Here is a 22,890-nt window from a genome sequence, read left to right as displayed (position 1 = left end):
GGGCTTTCTTCAGCGCCCCATCTTCTCGTTACTCACTTCTTCGCGGGGACGCGGTCCACCAAACGCCGGTGTGTCAATGCATTGTGGGGGAAAGTCCCTGCAATGGCAGTAACAAAATGTATCCTTTTGCAAGAAGTTGAAAGCCAACTCGCGCGAAATGGAGCGTCATACGCACATCCAACACATAAGGCGTCACTTTCTACGTCATAACGTGATCTGTGCGCACCGTAGTGCGTCGAATTCCCTGTGCGCTGGCGAACAATGCGGCGCTTCCGGCGCGAGAGCCGATCGTCAGTTACGATTGCCCGGTTACAACCACGCCCGGCGCTGCCCGAGGCCATGTACTGGAGTTCATGATGGCAGATATGCAGGACGCGATCCGGAAAATGCTCGGCATGAGGACCGTGGCTATTGTGGGCCTGTCGGACCGTGCTGATCGACCGAGCCATGAGGTTGCCGAATTCCTGCAGCAGCACGGTTTCCGCATCGTGCCGGTCAATCCGCGCCATGCCGGCGAACGCATTCTAGGCGAGCCGTGCCATGCGTCGCTGCAGGACGCGGCGACCGCGATGGCGGCACAGGGCGAGCGCATCGACTGGGTCGACATTTTTCGCCGCGCCGAAGACACTCCGCCCGTGGTCGCCGATGCGAAGGCGATCGGCGCATGTGGCGTATGGCTGCAGCTGGGTATCGTGAACGACGCCGCTATCGGCCAGGCCCGCGTAGAGGGCCTGCTCGCCGTGCAAGACTGCTGCAGCAAGATCGAGCTCACCCGCCAGCTCGCGCTGTCCTGAACCCTTTCGCCTGACCCGATGGCTATCGATCCGCAACTCCTCGCCTATTACCGCCGCCTGGCCGAGCAATATGGCGCCCTTCCCGTACCCGTTGATGCGCGCGCGCGGCGCGAGCGCTTTGCCGAAGTGGCAGCTTCGTCGGTCGTACCTGATCCTGCCGGCAGCACGTGGGAAGACCTCACCCTTGCGCTGGAAGGCCGCTCGCTGACGGCGCGCCTGTTCCGTCCGGTGGCCGATGCGCCGTCCCGGTTGATCGTTTATTTCCACGGCGGCGGCTGGGTCGTCGGATCGCACGAGACCCACCATACCGTCGCAGCACTGCTGGCGGCTGATACGGGCTGCGCGGTAGCCAGCGTGGATTATCGGCTCGCGCCTGAGCATGCGTTTCCCGCGCCATGCGATGACGCCGTAGATGCTGTCCGTTGGTTCGCCGTGCAGCGCGCGTCGCTGGGCTTCGATACCGGCTTCCTTGCCGTGGCGGGCGATAGCGCTGGTGGACACCTCGCAGCACTCGCGGCGCAGCAGGTCAACACCGAAGCCCGACAGCAAGTGGTGGTGGCGCAGTTGCTCGTCTATCCGGTCACAGCGCCGGTGCTTTCCAGCGAGAGCTACCGCGCCTTTGCCGATGGCCCCGGGCTGACCCGTGACGAGATGGCCTGGTTCTGGACGCAGTTTATCGGCGCCGAGAGTCTGGCGCGCGGCGCGCAACACGAAGATCTACGCATTCATCTGATGGCGCAGGCGCCGAAGGTGCAGCCGCCGGCCACCGCCATCGTCGTTGCCGCCAACGACGTGTTGCGCGATGACGGGCTTGCCTATGCCGATTTCCTCGTCCGGCACGACGCCACGGTAGTCACCATCGAGGCCAGTGGCATGACGCACGGATTCGCACGCCTGCAACCGGACGCGCCGCGCGCGCGCGAATGGATGCAACGTGCCGCGCAGGCCTTCGCGAGCCTGTTCGACGACGTCTAGCGGTCTGGTGCGCCGGCACTGTCGCATCAGGCGCCGGTGCGCGGCGGCCATCCCTTAGAATGGCGGTCTTACGAGGATGACCATGACTGCACTGCAGAACGACACTTTCCTGCGCGCACTGCGCCGGCAGCCGACCGAATACACGCCGCTGTGGCTGATGCGCCAGGCGGGCCGCTACCTGCCTGAGTACAACGCCACGCGCGCGCGCGCGGGCAGCTTTCTGGGCCTGGCCAAGAATCCAGCCTATGCCACCGAAGTGACGCTGCAGCCGCTGGACCGCTATCCGCTGGACGCGGCCATCCTGTTCTCCGACATCCTGACCGTGCCCGACGCCATGGGCCTCGGCCTGTCGTTTGCCCAGGGCGAAGGCCCGCGCTTCGCGCGGCCGCTGCGTACCGAGGCCGACGTGCAGAAGCTTGCCGTGCCCGACATGGCATCACTGCAGTATGTGTTCGACGCCGTGGCCGAGATCCGCCGCGCGCTGGTCCAGGACGGGCGCCAGCGCGTGCCGCTGATCGGCTTCTCGGGCAGCCCGTGGACGCTGGCTTGCTACATGGTCGAAGGCGGCGGCTCGGACGACTTCCGCACGGTCAAGGCGATGATGTACGGCCGGCCGGACCTGATGCACCGCATCCTCGACATCAATGCGCAGGCGGTCAGCGAGTACCTGAATGCACAGATCGAGGCAGGCGCGCAGGCCGTCATGATCTTCGACACCTGGGGCGGTGCGCTGGCTGACGGCATGTACCAGGCGTTCTCGCTGGCCTATATGCGCAAGGTGCTCGCCGGCCTGAAGCGCGAGCATGACGGACAGCAGATCCCCGCGATCGTCTTCACGAAGGGTGGCGGCCTGTGGCTGGAAGGCCTCGCCGACACCGGCGCCGACGCCATTGGTTTGGACTGGACGGTCAACCTTGCGCAAGCGCGCCGACGCACCGGTGGCCGCGTGGCGCTGCAGGGCAATATCGATCCGACAGTGCTGTTCGCCCCCGAAGCGGCGATTCGGGAACAGGTGCGGGGCGTGCTCGACAGCTATGCGGCAGCGGGCGGTAGCGACGGTCATGTGTTCAACCTCGGCCACGGTATTTCGCAGTTCACGCCCCCGGAAAGCGTGGCGGTGCTCGTCGACGAAGTGCATCGCTATAGCCGCCAGCTGCGCACGTCGCAGGGCTGAAACACCGATATCCCGAAAGTACCGGCGTCATGCGCCGGTCATATTTTCCTCGCGGTGCAGCGATTTTGGCGCCAACGTCAGCGGTGTCGCTGGAGGCGCGCCGCTGCTGCTGTCAAGTAAACAATTTCATCCTGATTCGCCAAAAAGGTGCTTGCAATTGACGGTGGAGGCTTGACTTATGCACACCGATAGGTTTGCCGCACTGCAAGAAGGGGTAACCCCTTAACTCATCTGGGGGATGTTTGCAAGGCCTTGATTTTTAAGGAATTGGAAGTTTTTCAAAGCGGTTGCGCTTGCCAGTGATTCCCTTGTTTTTCGGGCTTTCGCGGCGTCCCACAGCGACTTTTCAACAAAGTTATCCACAGGGTCTGTGGAATTAGTGGAAAAGCAGTCATCTATCATCGACTTAGGGCCACATTTGAAGTTTTACTTTAAGTTGATGTTGCGCCGCACACTAAGCCTGCTTCTATTCCCTTTGCGCCTGAATCCGCACAGTCTTTGCGCACGCGCCGTGCACCAGAACTGCCTCTGATGACGTTGCCAGACGACACCGAACCGCGTAGCGCAGGCATTGTCCGCGTGGCGCTTGATACGCCCGCGGACGACTGTTTCGACTACCTCGCCGACGATGAAGTGGTGCCGGGCGATCTGGTGGTCGTACCGTTCGGACGTCGCAGCGTGGTCGGCGTTGCCGTTGCGCGCGCCGCCGAGTCGGCCGTGCCGGCGGACCGGATCAAGGCAGTTTCCGCGCGGCTGGGCTGGCTGGCGCCGCTAGCGCAGGAATGGCGCGATCTTGCGACGTTCGCCGCGCGCTATTACCAGCGCTGCCTTGGCGAGGTGATGCTGCCGTCGCTGCCGCCGTCGCTGCGGGAGCCGGAGGGCTGGCCACGCCTTGGCCAGCGTGCACGGACCGAGGCGTACCGGGTCGTTGCGGCACATATCCCTACGTTGCTCGAGTCGATACCTGGGCGTGCGCGATCGGTGCGGGCGCTTGCGCAGGCGCTGGCCGACCGCGCCGCCGACGGCGCAGTGCCCGAGCCGATGAGTCTGGCCGAGGCGCGCGAATTATGCACCGCCGCGCCAGCAAGGCTTGTTGAATGGGCCGCTGCAGGCTGGATCGAGGCGATCAGCGCCGACCGTACCTTGCTCGGCACCGCGCCCTCGCAGGCCCCGTCGGTGGCGCCTGCGTTGCATGAAGAACAGCTTGCGGCGGTCGAAGCTATCGGCGCCGCTGCGTCCTTTGCTCCGTTCCTGCTGCACGGGGTGACCGGCAGCGGCAAGACTGAGGTCTATCTGCATGCCATGGCCCAGGTACTCGCGCGCGATCCTCACACGCAGGTGCTGATGCTGGTGCCCGAGATCAACCTGACCCCGCAACTCCAGTCGCGCATTGCCGCGCGCTTTCCGCACCTGCCGCTGGCCGTGCTGCACAGCGGGCTGGCTGACCAGGAACGCAGCCTGCAATGGCTCGCCGCCCATCGCGGCGAAGCGCGCATCGTACTGGGCACGCGCATGGCGATCATGGCCTCGATGCCGAATCTTGCGCTGATCGTGGTCGATGAAGAGCACGACACGTCCTACAAACAGCAGGAGGGCCTGCGCTACTCCGCGCGCGACCTGGCCGTATGGCGCGCCAAGCGGCTCGAAATTCCGGTCGTACTTGGCTCGGCCACGCCGTCAATGGAAACCTGGTGGCGCGCTGAGCAGGGCGCGTATCGCAAGCTGGTGCTGCGCCAGCGCGCGCAGGCTGAAGCGGCGTTGCCGGCCGTGCGTCTGATCGATCTGAACCATGAACGCCAGCGCCAGCGGGCGCTGTTCGAAGGCCTGTCGGTGCCGTTGCTGGAGGCGATCGACGCCCGGCTGGCTCGCGGGGAGCAGAGCCTGCTGTTCCTGAACCGACGTGGCTATGCGCCGGTGCTGGCCTGCGATAGCTGCGGCTGGCTGTCTGGCTGCCCGCGCTGTTCGGCATACCTGGTGCTGCACCGGCCGGAACGGCGGCTGCGCTGCCACCACTGCGGGCTGGAGGCGCCCGTGCCGCACCATTGCCCTGACTGCGGCAATATGGATATCGCGCCGCTTGGCCGTGGCACCCAGCGCATCGAAGAAGCGCTGGCGGCACGTTTTCCACAGGCTCGTATCGCTCGCATCGATGCCGATTCCACGCGGCGCAAAGGCAGTGCGCAGGCGATGTTCGACGAAGTGCATGCCGGCGAGGTGGACATCCTCGTCGGTACCCAGATGATCGCCAAGGGCCATGATTTTCAACGGGTGACGCTGGTCGGCATCGTGCATCCGGACGCCGCCATGTTCAGCCACGATTTCCGCGCCGCCGAACACCTGTTCGCGTCGCTGATGCAGGTATCCGGGCGGGCCGGGCGGGCCGACCTGCCCGGCGAAGTCCTCATCCAGACCCGCTATCCAGACGCTGCGGCATTGCAGGCCCTCGTGCGCCATGACTATGATGGATTCGCCGCCGGCCAGTTGCGCGAGCGCGGCCAGGCCGGGTTGCCCCCGTTCTGCTATCAGGTGCTGCTGACTGCCGAGCATGGCCAGCTCGAACGGGCATTGCAGTTCCTGCAGGCGGTCCGGCGCCTGGCAGACGGCAATGCTTTGGCGCCGGAGGTGCAACTGCACGATCCGGTACCGATGTCGATGGTGCGCATTGCTAACCGCGAACGTGCCCAGATGTTGTTGGAAGCCAGCTCAAGGCCCGTTTTGCAACGATTTGTGAGCGAGTGGGTGCGGACTTTTTCCGCTGCCGGCGCAGACGCAAGAGGCGTGCGCTGGCAACTGGAAATCGACCCGCTGAGAATCTGAGTGCCGGGCTGCATGTGACTGGGGTGCAACCGTAGCAACCGGCTTTCGATATAGTGGTTGCACTAGGTTGCACCTTTGCGTTTTTCAGGAGTAAGATCGCGCCAGCCCAGAGGTTGCGCAGGTCGGGCCCCACTGCCGCTCGCGTCCCACGCGGGCGACATCGACCCGCAGCCTTGTGTCTTACGGAGAAAGCTCGCATGGCCACCACCACCCTCGGCGTCAAACTCGACGACGCTTCGCGCGATCGCCTCAAGCGTGTCGCCCAATCCATCGACCGGACGCCGCACTGGCTGATCAAGCAGGCGATCTTCACGTATCTCGAGCAGATCGAGCGTGGCCACCTGCCGCATGAGGCGATGGCAGGCGGCGCAGGGGAGGCCGATGGCGCCGACGGTGCTGAGATGAGCCACGCCGATGGCGCACCGCAGCCGTTCCTGGAATTCGCGCAAAGCATTCAGCCGCAATCCGTACTGCGCGCCGCAATTACTTCGGCCTATCGCCGTCCTGAAACCGATTGCGTGCCGGTGCTGCTGGAGCAGGCACGCCTGCCGCAGCAACAGGCCGAAGCCGCCATCAAGATGGCCAAGAAGCTGGCCACCGCGCTGCGCGAGCAGAAGGTGGGCACCGGCCGCGAAGGCCTGGTGCAGGGCCTGATCCAGGAATTCTCCCTGTCGTCGCAAGAAGGCGTAGCGCTGATGTGCCTGGCCGAGGCCCTGCTGCGCATTCCCGACAAGCCCACGCGCGACGCGCTGATCCGCGACAAGATCAGCGGCGCCAACTGGCAGTCGCACCTGGGCCAGAGCCCATCGCTGTTCGTCAACGCCGCGACCTGGGGCCTGCTGCTGACCGGCAAGCTGGTCGCCACCCATACCGAATCGGGCCTGAGCAAGGCGCTCACGCGCATCATCGGCAAGGGCGGCGAACCGCTGATCCGCAAGGGCGTCGACATGGCCATGCGCCTGATGGGCGAGCAGTTCGTCACGGGCGAGACCATTTCCGAAGCGCTGGCCAACGCGCGCAAGTACGAAGCGCAGGGCTTCCGCTATTCCTACGACATGCTTGGCGAAGCGGCGATGACGGAAGAGGATGCGCAGCGCTACCTCGCGTCGTACGAGCAGGCCATCCATGCGATTGGCCAGGCCTCGCGCGGCCGCGGCATCTATGAAGGCCCGGGCATTTCGATCAAGCTGTCGGCGCTGCATCCGCGCTACAGCCGCGCCCAGCACGAGCGGGTGATCAACGAGCTTTATGAGCGCCTGAAGTCGCTGACGCTGCTGGCGCGCCAGTACGACATCGGCATCAACATCGACGCCGAAGAGGCCGACCGCCTCGAGATCTCGCTCGACCTGCTCGAACGCCTGTGCTTCGAGCCCGAGCTGGCCGGCTGGAACGGCATCGGCTTCGTGGTGCAGGGCTACCAGAAGCGCTGCCCGTTCGTGATCGACTACCTGATCGACCTCGCGCGCCGCAGCCGCCACCGCCTGATGATCCGCCTGGTTAAGGGCGCCTACTGGGACAGCGAAATCAAGCGCGCCCAAGTCGAAGGCCTGGAAGGCTATCCGGTCTACACGCGCAAGGTCTACACCGATGTGTCGTACGTGGCCTGCGCGCGCAAGCTGCTGTCGGTGCCCGACGCGATTTATCCACAGTTCGCCACGCACAACGCGCACACGCTGTCGGCCATCTACCAGATCGCCGGCCATAGCTACTATCCCGGCCAGTACGAATTCCAGTGCCTGCACGGCATGGGCGAGCCGCTGTACGACCAGGTCGTCGGCCCGATCGCCGACGGCAAGTTCAACCGCCCGTGCCGTATCTACGCGCCGGTTGGCACGCATGAAACGCTGCTCGCCTACCTGGTGCGCCGCCTGCTCGAAAACGGCGCCAACACCTCGTTCGTCAACCGGATTGCCGACGACACGATTTCGCTCGATGAACTGGTGGCCGACCCGGTCGCCGTGGTCGAGACCATGCATCGCGATGAAGGCACGCTGGGCCTGCCGCATCCGAAGATCCCGTCGCCGCGCGGCCTTTATGGCAAGTCGCGCGCGAACTCGGCGGGTATCGACCTTGCCAACGAGCATCGCCTCGCTTCGCTGTCGTCCGCGCTGCTGGCCGGTACAAGCGAACGCGTCGTGGCCGATCCGATGCTGGGTACCGAGGTCCCGCGCGCAGCCGATGCCATCATCACGCCGGTGCTGAACCCGGCCGACCATCGCGACGTCGTGGGCCAGGTCACTGAAGCCAGCCAGGCCGATGTCGACGCCGCGCTGCAGGCCGCCGCCAATGCGGCACCGATCTGGCAGGCCACGCCGCCCGACGTCCGTGCCTCCGCGCTTGAACGCGCCGCCGACCTGATGGAAGCGCAGATGCAGTCGCTGATGGGCATCATCATGCGCGAGGCCGGCAAGACCTTCTCGAACGCGATCGCCGAAGTGCGCGAGGCGGTGGACTTCCTGCGCTACTACGCGGCCGAAGTGCGCCGCAGCTTCGACAACGAGACGCACCGCCCGCTGGGCCCGGTGGTCTGCATCAGCCCGTGGAATTTCCCGCTGGCGATCTTCACCGGGCAGGTGGCCGCAGCGCTGGCCGCCGGCAATACGGTGCTGGCCAAGCCCGCCGAGCAGACGCCGCTGATTGCCGCTGCCGCGGTGCGCATCCTGCGCGAGGCCGGCGTGCCGGCGGGTGCCGTGCAGCTGCTGCCGGGCCGTGGCGAGACCGTGGGCGCGGCACTGGTGGGCGACGCTCGCGTCAAGGGCGTGATGTTCACGGGCTCGACCGAAGTCGCGCGTATCCTCCAGCGCAATATCGCCGGCCGTCTCGATGCCGCCGGCCGTCCGATTCCGCTAATCGCCGAAACCGGTGGCCAGAACGCGATGATCGTCGACTCGTCTGCACTGGCCGAACAGGTCGTGGGCGACGTAGTCAACTCCGCGTTCGACTCGGCCGGCCAGCGCTGCTCCGCGCTGCGCGTGCTGTGCCTGCAGGAAGACGTGGCCGACCGCGTGCTCGCCATGCTCAAGGGCGCCATGAATGAACTGACCATGGCCAACCCGGATCGCCTGTCCACCGATGTGGGCCCGGTCATCGACGAAGAAGCGCGCGGCAATATCGTGCGCCATATCGATGCGATGCGCGCCAAGGGTCGCCGCGTGCACCAGGCCGATCCGAATGCCCCGCAGGGCGCCAGCTGCCGCCATGGCACCTTCGTGCCGCCGACCCTGATCGAACTCGACAGCATCGACGAACTCAAGCGCGAGGTGTTCGGCCCCGTGCTGCACGTGGTGCGCTTCCCGCGCGCCGCGCTGGACACCATGATCGGCCAGATCAACGGTACCAACTATGGCCTGACGATGGGGATCCACACCCGCATCGACGAGACCATCGCGCAGATCGTGCAGCATGCCGAGGTGGGCAATCTGTACGTGAACCGCAATATCGTCGGCGCGGTGGTGGGTGTGCAGCCGTTTGGCGGCGAGGCGCTGTCGGGCACTGGGCCGAAGGCCGGTGGCCCGTTGTACCTGCACCGCCTGCTGTCGGTCTGCCCGCAGGATGCGGTGGTTCGCAGCGTGCGCCACGCGGAAGCGTCGGGCAACCCGCCGGCTGCGCCGGAGCGCCCAGTCGCCGCACAGGCGCTGAAGGACTGGGCGAAGACCGAGATGCCGGAAGTCGCCGCCGCCTGCGATCGCTTTGCCGAAGCCTCGGCGGCTGGCATTTCGGTGACGCTGCGCGGGCCGACCGGCGAGCGCAACACCTACTCGCTGCTGCCGCGCCACCATGTCCTGTGCCTGGCGGCGCAGGAACAGGATCTGGCCATCCAGCTCGCGGCTGTTCTGGCAGTCGGCAGCCAGGCTGTGATGGCGGAAAACCCTGTTTCGCGTGGGCTGTTTGCACGGCTGCCTAAGGGCGTACAATCGCGCGTCCGCATTGTGTCTGACTGGACTTCGCCGGAGCCCGCGTTCGACGCGGTGATCCATCATGGCGATTCCGACCAGTTGCGCACGGTGTGCGAGCAGGTCGCAGCGCGGCCGGGGCCGATCATCGGCGTGCAGGGCCTCGCGCAAGGTGAGCCGAATATCGCTCTTGAACGTTTGCTGATCGAGCGTTCGCTGTCGGTCAACACGGCGGCGGCCGGCGGCAACGCCAGCCTGATGACGATCGGCTGAGCCGGCACGGACAGAGTTTGTTTGACGTGCGCATGTGCGGCGGCGATCCTGCCGCCATGCGCATCCATAGGGGAGGAGCGCCCAGACGGCGTTCCCGAAGCGTAGAAAAAGCGCAGCAAGAAGGCTGAACCAGCCACCAAGGAGAACTGATGACCTCGACATTCCACAAGACGGCCCTGACCGTTGCCCTGACTATCGCTGGCCTGACTGGCGCCACGGCGGCTTTCGCCCAGGCCCAGGAAATCAAGCTCGGCTTTGCCGGCCCGATGACCGGCGGCCAGGCCCAGTACGGCAAGGACATGCAGAACGGCATCGTCCTCGCCATCGAGGACATGAACGCCACCAAGCCGAAGATCGGCGGCAAGGAAGTCAAGTTCGTGCTGGTCTCCGAAGACGACCAGGCCGACCCGAAGACCGGCTCGGTGGTCGCGCAGAAGCTCGTCGACAACGGCATCCAAGGCATGCTCGGCCACTTCAACTCGGGCACCACCATCCCGGCGTCGATGGTCTACAACCGCGCAGGCATTCCGCAGATCGCCATGGCGACCGCACCGGAATACACCAAGCAAGGCTTCAAGACGACCTTCCGCATGATGACTTCCGACACCCAGCAGGGTTCGGTGATCGGCGCGTTCGTCGTGAAGAAGCTGGGCGCGAAGAACATCGCGATCGTTGACGACCGCACCGCGTACGGCCAGGGCCTGGCTGACGAGTTCGAGAAGGCCGCCAAGGCCGCCGGCGGCAAGATCGTGCGCCGCGAGTTCACCAACGACAAGGCGGTGGACTTCAAGGCCGTGCTGACCAACATCAAGCGCAGCAACCCGGACATCATCTTCTACGGCGGCGCCGAGACCCAGTCGGCCCCGATGGCCAAGCAGGTCAAGGAACTGGGCATGAAGGCCCCGCTGGTGTCGGGCGAAATGTCCAAGACCGACAACTTCCTGAAGCTGGCCGGCCCGGCTGCCGAAGGCACGGTCGTGTCGCTGGCCGGCCTGCCGCTGGACCAGATGCCGGGCGGCGCCGCGTACGAGAAGAAGTACGAGAAGCGCTTCGGCTCGAAGGTGCAGACCTACTCGCCGTACGCCTATGACGGCGCCACCGCGATGATGACCGCCATGGTCAAGGCCGGCTCGGCCGATCCGGCGCGCTATCTGCCGGTGCTGGCGGCGACCAACATGCAGGGCGTCACCACCAAGACGCTGGCGTACGACGCCCGTGGCGACCTGAAGGACGGCGGCATCACCGTCTACAAGGTGGTCGGCGGCAAGTGGACCGTGCTGGAGACGGTTGGCGGCAAGTAAGCCCACCGGCGCCAGGCCAGAAGAACGCCACCCTGCGAGGGTGGCGTTTTTTCTTGCCAATCCTAAAGATTGAACTGACCCCTGCCGTTTGTTGTCCCGGATGGGGGATCGTGCCTTTGGCGCATAATTCCGCATTCGTTTATCCAATCCAGAAGGAGCAGTACGTGTCCGTGCAGGAAGTCAGCTACGACCGCGCCGTCGAACTGGCCGGTGTAGGCCGGTTCGATGAAGCGCTGGAGATTGCCGGCCAGTTGTCGGCAGCCCGGCCCGAAGTGGTCGATTTCACCACGCTGCAGGCACGGTTGTTCTTCGACAAGGGCGATGCGCAGTCGGCCTTCGCGGTGCTTGATGGGGCACTTTCGCGGCTGGAGACGTTGAACCTTGCGCCGCCTCACCGGTGGGCGTCGCGCGGTGTGCTCGCGCATCGCTATGGCGCCATGCTGATGAGCCTTGGCCGGGATCGCGATGCATTGCCGTGGCTGCACGAGGCCTCGCAGCGCAACGGCCTGCTGTCAGGCGAGTGGCCCGCGCATTTCCACGCGGGGCTGGCTTGCTACCGACTCGGCGACCTGGCCGGCGCAGGCCGCTACTGGCACGACCTGCTGTATCGCGCGCCTGATCTGGGCGCGGAGGAGATCCTGCCGCTCGTACACGACGCAATCGTCCGTACCGAGGCGGCGGGCCAGCCCGTCGAGCCCATGATGCGCGTCTGCCTGGGGCGCATTGCGCTGGACAACCCGGATCTGCTCGAACTTGAACCCGAAGTCGCCGATGCGCTCGCCGGCGAGCAAGCCGGGCTGGTGCTTGCCGCATCTCCGGACCATCCGCAGGCCCGCCGCCTGCGTGCGCCGCTGCGCTTCGGTGCCGGCGACACGGAAGGGGCGCAGGACGACCTCGCCGTGTACCAGCGCCAGTGCCCGGACCCGCAGACCCAGGTACGCGCAATGGCCTGGCGCCACCAGGCCGCCCGGACGGCCCAGCCCGGCACGCCGGGTACCGATTCCCAACCCTGGCTGAAGTTCAGCCTGGCGACCGATAGTGACGACGGCGCCGGCTACTACCGTGCCGCCACGGCGCTCGGCGAGTTTATCGACGAGGTGCCGCAGGCCGAAGCCGCGCTGCGGCCCCGGTTGGTGGAAGCCTGCCAGCTTGGCGTCGCGCGCTTCGACCAGTACTTCGCGACCGGCGAGGGCGATGCCAGCGGCCATGGCGGCAATGCCGACCCGCACGTCTATTCGCTGCTGTGCCGCCTTCTGTCGCGCAGCCTTCCGGCCGACGCGGGCAATCTGGAGTCGCGCATCGCGCTGCACCGCAAGGGCATGGCCGCGAGCGAGTTCATCGACCACTGGATCGACCTGCTCGATTGCCATGCTGGCGCCGGCCAGCACCAGAAGGTGGTAGAACTGGCGGGCGAGGTGCTCAATCGCTATCCACTCGAGCGCAATCCGGCCGATGTGACGTGGGCGTTCAGCCGGCTGATCGCCGCGTGGAAGGCCATCGGGGGTGCCGAAGCGGCCGAGGCCGCGGGGGCAGCCATGGCGCATATGGACGCCCGCCTCGACGCACTGCCCGTGGAGGCCCGCAGCGAGGCCGCGCACCCGATGGCGCATGCGCGGGCGCATTACGCAGCGCTGGTGCAGACGCGCATGGACGGCATGGATCCGCACGACCGTACCGATGCACTGGCCGAGATCGACACCCAGCAACGTCGCGCGCTGCTCGTGGAGGATGCGTGGCTGTTCAACCGCTTTGGACAGGTTTGGCGTGACCTGGGCGACTATGAGCGCGCCTTGCCGCTGTTCGAGCAGGCCATTGTCATGACCGAAGGCGATGCGTGGGACCAGGCCGCGCCGCGAGTGCAGCGCGCGCTGATCCACAATGCCGCCGCGCGCCACGACGCGGCGCTGGCAGACTTCGCGGCCGCGTTTGCCGTGCGCGACGACTGGGATGCCGAGACCTGGCTGCGTGCGGTGGAATCGGCGGTCGGACTGGCGCAGCGCGAGACCGCACTCGGCTACTTCGACAAGGCGCGCGCCGCGGGCGCCGAGCAGGGCCGTACGCGCGGCCTCCATGCCAAGGTCGAAGCCGCATTGCGGGCTACCCGGCCGAAATGGAAGTTGTGGGGCGTGTAAAGCACTGATCATGGGGCTGATACGGCCTCATGCACCGCGCGATCCCACAATGAGAAACGCCATCAGCGAAGATGGCGTTTTTTATTGAAAGTTAGCGAAAGAAGTTGGCGCAATGCGTGCGGTGTCAGACAATGGCTGACATGGAATGTCATGTGCTTCCATTACCATGTCACGCATGAATGGACTAAGCCAACTTTTCCCGTCACTTCCGCTCGCCCCCGGCGGCCTGTTCTGGGTCGGCCTGGCGCTGGTCGGCGCTGGCCTTGCGGGCGAACTATGCCGCCGCTGGCTGGGCTGCCCCCGCATCGTCGGCTATGCGGCGGCAGGCCTCTGCGCGGGCATGCTCGGGCGCAGCATCGTCGACACCAACATGATCGGCCAGACCCGTATCCTGATCGATATGGCGCTGGCACTCGCCCTGTTCGAGCTGGGGCATCGTCTTTCGCTGATCTGGCTGAGCGCCAACCGCTGGCTGCTGCTGACCAGTGCGTTCGAAAGCGTGCTGACCTGGGGCCTGGTGGCCGCGGTGTTGCAGTGGATCGGCGCATCGCCCGGGATTGCGATTCTTGCGGGCGGCATCGCAGTCAGCACGTCGCCGACTATCGTGCTGCAGCTCAAGAACGAGTTGCGCGCCGAAGGCCAGGTGACCGAGCGGCTGATGGCCATGGCCGCGCTCAACAGCATTTATGCCGCCGTGATTGTGCAGGTCGCGACGGGCTGGCTGCATTCGGAATATGGCAACCTCGGCGCCGCGCTGCTTCATCCGCTTTATCTGCTGGTCGGCTCCTGCCTGCTGGCCTGGGTGGTTGGCAAGATCGGGCATGCGATCTATGAGCGCATGTCGGCCGACGACCACTACAGCTTCCTTGTGCTCGTGGGCCTGGTGCTGTTCACGCTTGCGCTGACTCGGGTACTAAAATTGTCCATGCCGCTCACGCTGATGCTGGCCGGCGTGGTGTTCAAGCACCAGGACAGCCAGCCGCATGTGTGGCCGACGCACTTCGGTAGCGCGGGCAGCCTGCTGATCATCGTGATGGTGGTGTCGCTGGGCCTGCCGCTCACGGCGCAAGACTGGGTCGTCGGCGGCATGTATGCCGTGGTGCTGGTGCTGCTGCGCCATGCGGCGAAGTTTGCCGGCGTGGTGTCGCTGGGATCGTTTTCTGGCCTGAGCCTGCGCCAGTGCATGGCACTGGGCCTGGCGCTCGCGCCGATGTCGGGCCTGGCGTACCTGTTGATGAACGATGTCGCGCGTCTGTATCCGAGTACCGGACAACCGCTGGCCGCCATCATCCTGTGCGCGCTGGCCATCGAGCAACTGCTGGGCCCCGTGATCGCGGCCTGGGCGCTGCGCTTCGCCGGCGAAGTCCGTGCCGACCAGCGCGGCAATGGAGGAGGGCGCTGATGTCGCTCGAACCGTTCAAGCATTCCGAAGCACTGACCTTCGGCGTCGAGCTGGAGCTGCAGCTTGTCAATCGGCATGACTATGACCTCGCGCCATTCGCGCCTGACCTGTTGCGCGCGCTCAAGGGCGCCCAGCATGCCGGCGATATCAAGCCCGAGATCAGCCCGTCGATGATCGAGATCAGCACGGGCATCTGCCACACCTACCAGCAGGCGCTGGACGAACTGACCACCATGCGCGACCTGATGCAGGCCGCCTCTCGCTCGCTGAACATCGGCATCAGCGGAGGCGGCACGCATCCGTTCCAGCAATGGGCCGACCGCATCATTTCGGATTCCCCGCGCTACCAGTACATCTCGGAGCTGTACGGCTATCTCGCCAAGCAGTTCACGGTGTTCGGCCAGCACGTCCATATCGGCTGCCCGAGCGCGGATGAGTCGCTGTTCCTGTTGCATGCCATCGGCCGCTACGTGCCGCACTTTGTTGCGCTCGCAGCCTCTTCGCCGTATGTGCAAGGGGTCGATACCGGCTTTGCGTCGGCGCGCCTCAACTCGGTCGCGGCCTTCCCGATGAGCGGGCGCGCGCCGTTCCTGCTCACTTGGGACGCCTTTACCGCGTATTTCGAAAAAATGCGCAATACGGGCGTGATCGAGAGCATGAAGGACTTCTACTGGGATATCCGTCCCAAGCCCGAATTCGGCACGATCGAAGTGCGCGTGATGGACACGCCGCTGACCGTGGAGCGTGCCTGCGATATCGCCGCGTACATCCAGATGCTGGCGCGCTACCTGCTGCTGTCGCGCCCGTTCATGCCGCAGGAAGACGATTACCTGGTCTACACCTTCAACCGCTTCCAGGCCTGCCGCTTCGGGCTGGAAGGCGAATACGTGCACCCCAACGAGCTGACGCGCCGGCCAATCGCCGAGCACATCCTGTCGATCTGCGACGCGCTCGTGCCGCACGCCGAGGCATTGGGGTCGATGCAGGCGCTGGCAAATATTCGTGCACTGGCCGAGAATCGCAACGGGGATGCCGAATGGCTGCGCCAGGTCGACGCCGACGCGCGCACCCAGCGCGAAACGGTGCGGCAGGCCTGCGAGCGCTGGGCGGCTTGACGCACCGCCCGGCCGCCACGGCCGCCTACTTCACGGAATAGCCGCGCCCCTGCATGCAGGCTCCCCAGGCCTGGTAGTAGCTTGACATCGCCTGGCTGGTATTGGCTGCCATCTGCTCATTGGCGGCGGCGGCCTGCCTGCGCGATTGCCGGTGTGCCACGCCACCCGCAACCGTACCCGCCGCTGCGCCGGCCGCGGCTCCCTTGCCGGCATCGCCCGCGATCGCTCCGACCACCGCACCGGTCGCCGCACCACCTGCTGCGCCGCGCACGCGCTGGCCGCTCTGCGCCTGTGCCTGAGGTTGCGGCGCCGCGGCTTGTGCCGGATCGACGCCGGTCTGCTGCTTGGCCCAGCTGTAGCAGGCACCGTCATCGCTCGATTGCTGCTGCTGGCTCTGCCCCTTGGCAGGATAGGCGACCGGCTTTTGCTGCGCCTGGGCCGGTGCGAGAGCCAGCGCGGCCAGCATGGCTGCCAGCACACCCAGGCTGCGGTGAGCGCTCGTGTTCAGCTTCATGATGACATCTCCCTGTGATGGCCCGGCGCGCTCCATGCGCAACGCCGCAACGCCAGTGCATGCCCGATATGGCAGAGAGATCAGTATTGCAGCGGTCAGCGCGAAGTCAATTCAGAGTTTTTGGCGCGCCGAATAGAAGGATTTGACGCGCCTGTACTCAGGCGCCATGCGGCACGCTTTCGCCATCGCGCAGCCCGAGCCGCTGGTTGGCCGGCACTGCGACATCGATCAGCTTCGGGCGCGGCAGGTTCAGGTTGCGCATCATGTCGATGAACTCATCGCGCGTACGTCCGGCCACGCGGCTGTTGTGTGCACGCTCCTGGCCGATGGTCGACGACGTCCGGCCCTTGTAGTCGTGCGCCGGAAATACGAGGGTCTCATCGGGCAACGCGAACAGCTTGCGCGTCAGGCTGTCATATAGCGTGCCGGCATCGCCGGATTGGAAATCGGTGCGGCCGCAGCCGTCGATCAGCAATGCGTCACCGGTGAACACGCGGCGCAATGGGCCATCCGGCGTGGCTTCCTCCCACAGGTAGCTCATGCTGCCGGCGGTATGCCCGGGCGTATGGATCGCGCGCAGCACCTGCGTGCCGAAGGTGAGCGTATCGCCGTCGATCAGCTGCATCTGCGCCGGCTTGATGTCGCATCCCGATGGCGCAGCGGTCTTTGCGCCGGTCTGCATGGCGACATGGCCTGCCGACGTGATGTGGTCGGCATGGGCATGGGTTTCCACCACCCACGCGAGGCTGGCGCCCGCGTCGCGCAGCACGGCCATGTCGCGCTCGAGTTGGTGGTCGACCGGATCGATCAGGATCGCGTCGCGCGTGGTGGCGTCGATCAGCAGGTAGGTGAAGGTCGACGAGGTTTCGTCGAACAGCTGATAGAAGGTTTGCATGGCGCCTCGCTTTTTGCTCTGTTTCTGCAGGCGCCTGAGGTGGCGCCCGGGGAGACTGGCGCCATGATACGCCGCTAAGGCCTCAGCACTCCACGATATTCACCGCAAGGCCGCCACGCGCCGTTTCCTTGTACTTGGTCTTCATGTCGGCGCCGGTCTCGCGCATGGTCTTGATGACCGAATCGAGCGACACGTAGTGCGTGCCGTCGCCGCGCAGCGCCATGCGCGCTGCGTTCACGGCCTTGACCGAGGCCATGGCATTGCGTTCGATGCACGGAATCTGTACCAGTCCGCCGACCGGATCGCAGGTCAGGCCCAGGTTGTGCTCCATGCCTATCTCGGCAGCGTTCTCGACCTGCTCAGGCGTGCCGCCGAGCACAGCCGCGAGCGCGCCGGCGGCCATCGAGCACGCCACGCCGACTTCGCCCTGGCAGCCGACCTCGGCCCCCGAGATCGACGCATTGAGCTTGTAGAGCAGGCCGATGGCGCCGGCGGTCAGCAGGAAATCGACCACGCCCTTGCGGTCGGCGCCGGGCACGAAGCGGTCGTAATAATGGAGCACGGCCGGGATGATGCCGGCTGCGCCGTTGGTCGGCGCCGTCACTACGCGGCCGCCCGCGGCGTTCTCTTCGTTGACGGCCATGGCGTAAAGGTTGACCCAGTCCATCACGGACAGCGGATCGGACAGCGTGCGCTCGGCGCGCTCCGTCAGGTTGCGGTACAGCTCGGGCGCGCGACGTCGGACCTTGAACGGGCCCGGCAGTTCGCCATCGGTGCGGCAGCCACGCGCGACGCAGGCCTGCATCACGTCCCAGATATGCAGCAGCCCGGCGGTGACGTCTTCCTCGCTGCGCCAGACGAGTTCGTTCTCCATCATCAGCCGCGCGATGGACTTGCCGCTTTCGTTCGCCATCTCCAGCATGTCCTTGCCGCTGCGGAACGGATGCGGCAGTTGCTGCGCCGCGTTGAGTACCTGCGTGTTCGGCGCGCCCGCGGTCACGACGAAGCCGCCGCCGACCGACAGATAGCGTGCCTCGCGCAGCGACGTCCCCTGCGCGTCATACGCGTGGAACTTCATGCCGTTCGGGTGTTCGGCCATGGCCTCGCGCCGGTAGAAGGCAATGTGCTCCTTCTCGACGAACGGGATCGGATGCCGGCCGAGCAGCGACAGCGTGCGGCTCGCGCGCAACGCATGCAACCGGCCGTCGACGGAATCGGGATCGATGGTATCGGGCGCTTCGCCCATCAGGCCCAGCATCACGCCCTTGTCGGTGCCGTGGCCCTTGCCGGTCGCGCCGAGCGAACCGTACAACTCCACGCGCACACTGGCGACCTGCGGCAGCAGGGCGTCACGCTCCAGGCCCTGGGCAAACATCAGGGCCGCGCGCATCGGGCCCACGGTGTGTGAGCTCGACGGGCCGATGCCCACCTTGAACAGATCGAAGACGCTGACTGCCACGAAAGTCTCCTGAAAGCGACTGCAGGTGATGTGGGAAGGGTGACGAAAGGTCAGACCGCCTCGTCCTTGTTCGACTGGTTCCAGATCGAGGTCCCCGGCGCTGTCGGCGGCGGGCGCTCGTGCATCTTGACCGAAACGGTCCCGTCGGTTTCGAGAATCGCAAAATGCACGTCGGCGACGCTGTTGCAGCCGGCATGGCGTAGCGCCTTGTTCAGGTCGTCGAAGCTAATGTGTTCACGGCGCATGATGTCCCGGTACACCTTGCCGTCGTGGACCAGCAACTGCGGCCGGCCCTCGACGAGAATTTCTAGCTTGCGGCTGCGCCAGGTCACGTAGCCCAGCACCGCGTTGGCTGCCACCAGCGTGACGGCAAGGATCAGGCCCGCTGTCACGGAGTTGTCCCCGGCGTTCATGGCGTTCTGCACGGCGTTGGAAATTACCAGCAGCAGCACGAGGTCGAACGGCGTGAGCTGGCCGATCTGGCGTTTGCCAGACATCCGCAGCAGGGCCAGCACCGCGCCATACACAATCAGGCCGCGCAGCACGAACTCCCACCATGGGGCACTGAGATTCCACATGCAGCCTCCGCTGTGCTGATGGCGCCGCGAAGCGCGGCGCCTCTATGTCGAGCATAGCGCGCCCGCGGGACGGCCGTAACCGGCCCACGGGCTGAGGGGCGGCCTCAGTCCTGCGCGTACTCGCTCATCGGCACGCAGCTGCAGAACAGGTTGCGGTCGCCGTACACGTTGTCGGCACGGCCGACGGGCGGCCAGTACTTCTGCGTGCGCAGCGATGCCACCGGATAGGCGGCTTCTTCACGTGTGTATTTGCGCGTCCACTCGTTGGCCGTGACCACGGCCGCGGTGTGCGGCGCGTGCTTGAGCGGGTTGTCGTCACGGTCGAAGCTGCCGTCTTCGACGCGGCCGATTTCCTTGCGGATGGCGATCATGGCGTCGATGAAGCGGTCGAGTTCGTGCAGTGCTTCGCTCTCGGTCGGCTCGATCATCAGCGTGCCCGGCACCGGGAAGCTCATGGTCGGCGCGTGGAAGCCGTAGTCCATCAGGCGCTTGGCGACGTCTTCGTTGCTGATGCCGGTTTCCTTCTGCAGCGGGCGCAGATCCAGGATGCATTCGTGCGCCACCAGGCCGTGCTGGCCCGTGTACAGCACCGGGTAGTGCGGCGACAGGCGCTTGGCGACATAGTTGGCGGTCAGGATCGCGTTCTCGGTCGCGGCGGTCAGGCCGGCCGAGCCCATCATCGCGATGTACATCCACGAGATCGGCAGGATGCTGGCCGAGCCGAACGGCGCGGCCGATACGCCACCAATGCCGTTGTCGTCGCGACGATAGCCGACGCTGTCCTGGTTCGGCAGGAAATCAGCCAGGTGCGCGCCGACTGCCACGGGGCCCACGCCGGGGCCGCCACCGCCGTGCGGAATGCAGAAGGTCTTGTGCAGGTTCAGGTGCGACACGTCGCCGCCGAAGTGGCCCGGCGCCGCCGTGCCTACCATCGCGTTCATGTTGGCGCCGTCGACATACACCTGGCCGCCGTGCTGGTGCACGATCTCGCAAATCTGCTGCACGCCCTGCTCGAACACGCCATGCGTGGACGGGTAGGTGATCATGATGGCCGCCAGGTTCTTGCTGTGCAGTTCGGCCTTCTTCGCCAGGTCTTCCAGGTCGACGTTGCCGTTTTCATCGCACGCGACGACGACAACCTTCATGCCGGCCATCTGCGCCGACGCCGGGTTGGTGCCGTGCGCCGACGACGGAATCAGGCAGATGTCGCGATGGCTCTCGCCGCGGCTCGCGTGGTAGGCGTGGATGATCAGCAGGCCCGCGTACTCGCCCTGCGAGCCGGCGTTCGGCTGCAGGCTCACGGCCGCGTAGCCGGTGGCCGCGCACAGCATGGCCTCGAGCTGGTCGATCATCTCGCGGTAGCCCACGGTCTGGTCCAGCGGTGCGAACGGGTGGATCTGGCTGAACTCGGGCCAGGTCACCGGGATCATCTCGCTGGTCGCGTTCAGCTTCATCGTGCACGAACCGAGCGGAATCATGGTGCGGTCCAGCGCCAGGTCCTTGTCCGCCAGCATGCGCAGGTAGCGCAGCATCTCATGCTCGGCGTGGTGCGTGTTGAAGACCGGGTGCGTCAGGTATGCGCTGGTGCGGGCAAGATTGGCCGGGAACGCATCCTCGGCCGCGGCTTCGATTGCATCGAACGTCAGCGAGGCGGGCAGCGGCTTGCCGTGCGAGAAGATTTCCCACAGCGCCACGACATCATCGCGCGTCGCGGTTTCGTCGAGCGATACGCCAATGCGCGTCGCGCCCGCATGGCGCAGGTTGATGCCGCGTGCGGTTGCGGCAGCGTGGATCGCGTCGGTGTTGAAGCCGGTCTCGAACGTCAGCGTGTCGAAGAACGTCGCGTTGGTGCGCGTGAAGCCCAGGGTCTGCAGGCCGGCGGCCAGCGTGGCGGTCAGGCGATGCACGCGCTGCGCAATGCGCTTGAGGCCTTGCGGGCCGTGGTACACAGCGTACATCGACGCCATCACGGCCAGCAGCACCTGCGCGGTACAGATGTTGGAAGTGGCCTTTTCGCGGCGGATATGCTGTTCGCGCGTCTGCAGGGCCAGGCGATAGGCCTTGTTGCCCTGCGCATCGACGGTCACGCCGACGAGGCGGCCCGGCATCGACCGCTTGAACGCGTCCTTGACGGCCATGTAGCCAGCGTGCGGGCCGCCAAAACCGAGCGGCACGCCAAAACGCTGCGAGTTGCCCACGGCGACGTCGGCGCCCCATTCGCCCGGCGCCGTAATCAGCGTCAGCGCGAGCAGGTCGGCGGCAGCCACCACCAGGCCGCCGGCCGCGTGCACGGCATCGGCAATGGCGCGGTAGTCCGTGACGTCACCATTGACGCCCGGGTATTGCAGCAGCACGCCGAACGCGTGGGCGGCAGCAGCATCGGCAGCGGGGCCGACCTTGACTTCAATGCCCAGCGGCTTGGCTCGGGTGCGTACCACTTCCAGCGTCTGCGGCAGTACATCGTCAGCCACGTAGAACGTGTTCGACGCATGCTTGTTCACGCGCTGCAGCAGCGTCATGGCTTCGGCCGCGGCGGTGCCTTCGTCGAGCATCGACGCGTTGGCGATGTCCAGGCCAGTCAGGTCGGTGACCATTTGCTGGAAGTTCAGCATCGCTTCCAGACGGCCTTGCGAGATTTCCGGCTGGTAGGGCGTGTAGGCGGTGTACCAGGCGGGGTTCTCGAAGATATTGCGCAGGACCACGGCCGGGGTCAGCGTGTTGTAGTAGCCCTGGCCGATAAAGCTCTTCAGGACCTTGTTCTTGCCAGCGAGCTTGCGCAGCTTCGCCAGCGCGGCTTCCTCGGGCAGCGGCTCGGTGAACTCGCCCATCGGCATGCCGTCGCGGCGGCGGATGGCCTCGGGGATCACAGCGTCGATCAGCGCGGCGCGGCTGTCATAGCCGAGCACCTTGAGCATGTGCTGCTGTTCGGGGGTGTCGGGTCCGATATGGCGGGCGGCGAAGGCGTCGCGCGCCTCCAGTTCGGCCAGCGTGGGCCGGTTACCTTGGGTGGCGGTCATGGGAAGCGGGGCGTTCATGGCAAGAACCTCGTTGGGGGCGCGGTGGCAGGTGGTCAGCCATGCCGCCGCGCATCAATACAGTGGCCGGCCCATGCGCGGTGCAGGGCCGGCTGGCGCGGCGTCAGGCGCCGACGCTGGCCTTGTAGGCGTCAGCCGACATCAGGCCGTTCACGTCGTCGGCGTTGGCCGGCTTGAGCTTGAATAGCCACGCGTCGAACGCGTCGGCGTTCACGCTTTCCGGTGCGGCCGTGGCGGCCTCGTTCACGGCGATCACTTCGCCGGCCACCGGGGCGTAGATGTCGGAAGCGGCCTTCACCGACTCCACCACGGCCAGCGCGTCGCCGGCGCCGACCGACTTGCCGACTTCGGGCAGTTCCAGGAAGACGATGTCGCCGAGCGCGTCCTGCGCGTGGTCGGTGATGCCAATCGTCAGGGTGCCGTCGGCTTCGACACGCACCCACTCGTGCGACTCGGTGTATTTCAGGTCAGCGGGGAAATTCATGAGGTTCTCCGGGATTCAGATTTGTTCTTGGTTCGGGCGCCTGCCATCG

The 22,890-nt window shown here is 66.0% G+C and carries 15 protein-coding genes; 9 read left to right on the top strand and 6 right to left on the bottom strand.

What is annotated here, in order from left to right:
* Positions 1-356: 356 nt before the first annotated feature.
* The 9 genes from ACIGJG_RS17160 (at position 357) to ACIGJG_RS17120 (ending at position 15,876) form a co-directional block, all read left to right on the top strand.
* Positions 357-794, top strand: coding sequence for a CoA-binding protein (locus tag ACIGJG_RS17160; protein ID WP_011299471.1), 438 nt, complete (start codon positions 357-359; stop codon positions 792-794).
* 18 nt (positions 795-812) lie between these two features.
* Positions 813-1,769 (top strand): alpha/beta hydrolase, encoded by a 957-nt coding sequence (locus ACIGJG_RS17155; protein ID WP_220631133.1) that lies wholly within the window; start codon positions 813-815, stop codon positions 1,767-1,769.
* An 82-nt stretch (positions 1,770-1,851) separates the two neighbouring features.
* Positions 1,852-2,943: a uroporphyrinogen decarboxylase gene (gene hemE / locus ACIGJG_RS17150; protein ID WP_011299469.1), complete on the top strand. Its 1,092-nt coding sequence runs from the start codon at positions 1,852-1,854 to the stop codon at positions 2,941-2,943.
* A 531-nt stretch (positions 2,944-3,474) separates the two neighbouring features.
* Complete coding sequence (locus tag ACIGJG_RS17145) at positions 3,475-5,760, top strand: primosomal protein N' (RefSeq protein ID WP_483672568.1); 2,286 nt, start codon at positions 3,475-3,477, stop codon at positions 5,758-5,760.
* A 197-nt stretch (positions 5,761-5,957) separates the two neighbouring features.
* Positions 5,958-9,926: a trifunctional transcriptional regulator/proline dehydrogenase/L-glutamate gamma-semialdehyde dehydrogenase gene (gene putA, locus ACIGJG_RS17140; RefSeq protein ID WP_483672567.1), complete on the top strand. Its 3,969-nt coding sequence runs from the start codon at positions 5,958-5,960 to the stop codon at positions 9,924-9,926.
* A gap of 149 nt (positions 9,927-10,075) precedes the next feature.
* A complete protein-coding gene (locus ACIGJG_RS17135; protein ID WP_140950002.1) occupies positions 10,076-11,227 on the top strand; it encodes a branched-chain amino acid ABC transporter substrate-binding protein in 1,152 nt (383 codons plus the stop codon).
* A 164-nt stretch (positions 11,228-11,391) separates the two neighbouring features.
* Positions 11,392-13,359 carry a tetratricopeptide repeat protein gene (locus ACIGJG_RS17130; protein WP_041679743.1) on the top strand — a complete coding sequence of 656 codons (1,968 nt, stop codon included), beginning with the start codon at positions 11,392-11,394 and terminating at the stop codon, positions 13,357-13,359.
* A 175-nt stretch (positions 13,360-13,534) separates the two neighbouring features.
* Entirely contained in the window at positions 13,535-14,761 is a 1,227-nt protein-coding gene (locus tag ACIGJG_RS17125; RefSeq protein ID WP_084791921.1) for a cation:proton antiporter, read from the top strand.
* Entirely contained in the window at positions 14,761-15,876 is a 1,116-nt protein-coding gene (locus tag ACIGJG_RS17120; protein ID WP_011299463.1) for a YbdK family carboxylate-amine ligase, read from the top strand. The genes ACIGJG_RS17125 and ACIGJG_RS17120 overlap by 1 nt, the downstream gene beginning before the upstream one ends.
* Positions 15,877-15,901: 25 nt before the next feature.
* Here the strand turns inward: ACIGJG_RS17120 and ACIGJG_RS17115 are convergent, their stop codons facing one another.
* From ACIGJG_RS17115 to gcvH, 6 genes are all read right to left on the bottom strand, one after another.
* Positions 15,902-16,390, bottom strand: coding sequence for a YMGG-like glycine zipper-containing protein (locus ACIGJG_RS17115; protein WP_011299462.1), 489 nt, complete (start codon positions 16,388-16,390; stop codon positions 15,902-15,904).
* A 157-nt stretch (positions 16,391-16,547) separates the two neighbouring features.
* Entirely contained in the window at positions 16,548-17,285 is a 738-nt protein-coding gene (locus ACIGJG_RS17110; RefSeq protein ID WP_011299461.1) for an MBL fold metallo-hydrolase, read from the bottom strand.
* A gap of 82 nt (positions 17,286-17,367) precedes the next feature.
* Complete coding sequence (locus tag ACIGJG_RS17105) at positions 17,368-18,744, bottom strand: L-serine ammonia-lyase (RefSeq protein ID WP_011299460.1); 1,377 nt, start codon at positions 18,742-18,744, stop codon at positions 17,368-17,370.
* Between the two features lie 50 nt (positions 18,745-18,794).
* Positions 18,795-19,322, bottom strand: a complete 528-nt coding sequence (locus tag ACIGJG_RS17100) for a DUF421 domain-containing protein (protein ID WP_011299459.1) — start codon at positions 19,320-19,322, stop codon at positions 18,795-18,797.
* A 104-nt stretch (positions 19,323-19,426) separates the two neighbouring features.
* Entirely contained in the window at positions 19,427-22,357 is a 2,931-nt protein-coding gene (gene gcvP, locus ACIGJG_RS17095; protein WP_011299458.1) for an aminomethyl-transferring glycine dehydrogenase, read from the bottom strand.
* A 103-nt stretch (positions 22,358-22,460) separates the two neighbouring features.
* A complete protein-coding gene (gene gcvH / locus ACIGJG_RS17090) occupies positions 22,461-22,841 on the bottom strand; it encodes a glycine cleavage system protein GcvH (protein ID WP_011299457.1) in 381 nt (126 codons plus the stop codon).
* Positions 22,842-22,890: the final 49 nt, after the last annotated feature.

The sequence above is a fragment of the Cupriavidus sp. C1SS-2L genome (assembly GCF_057073735.1).
The sequence above is the reverse complement of the archived record's forward strand: the minus strand, read 5'-3'. Positions and strand labels throughout refer to the sequence as shown.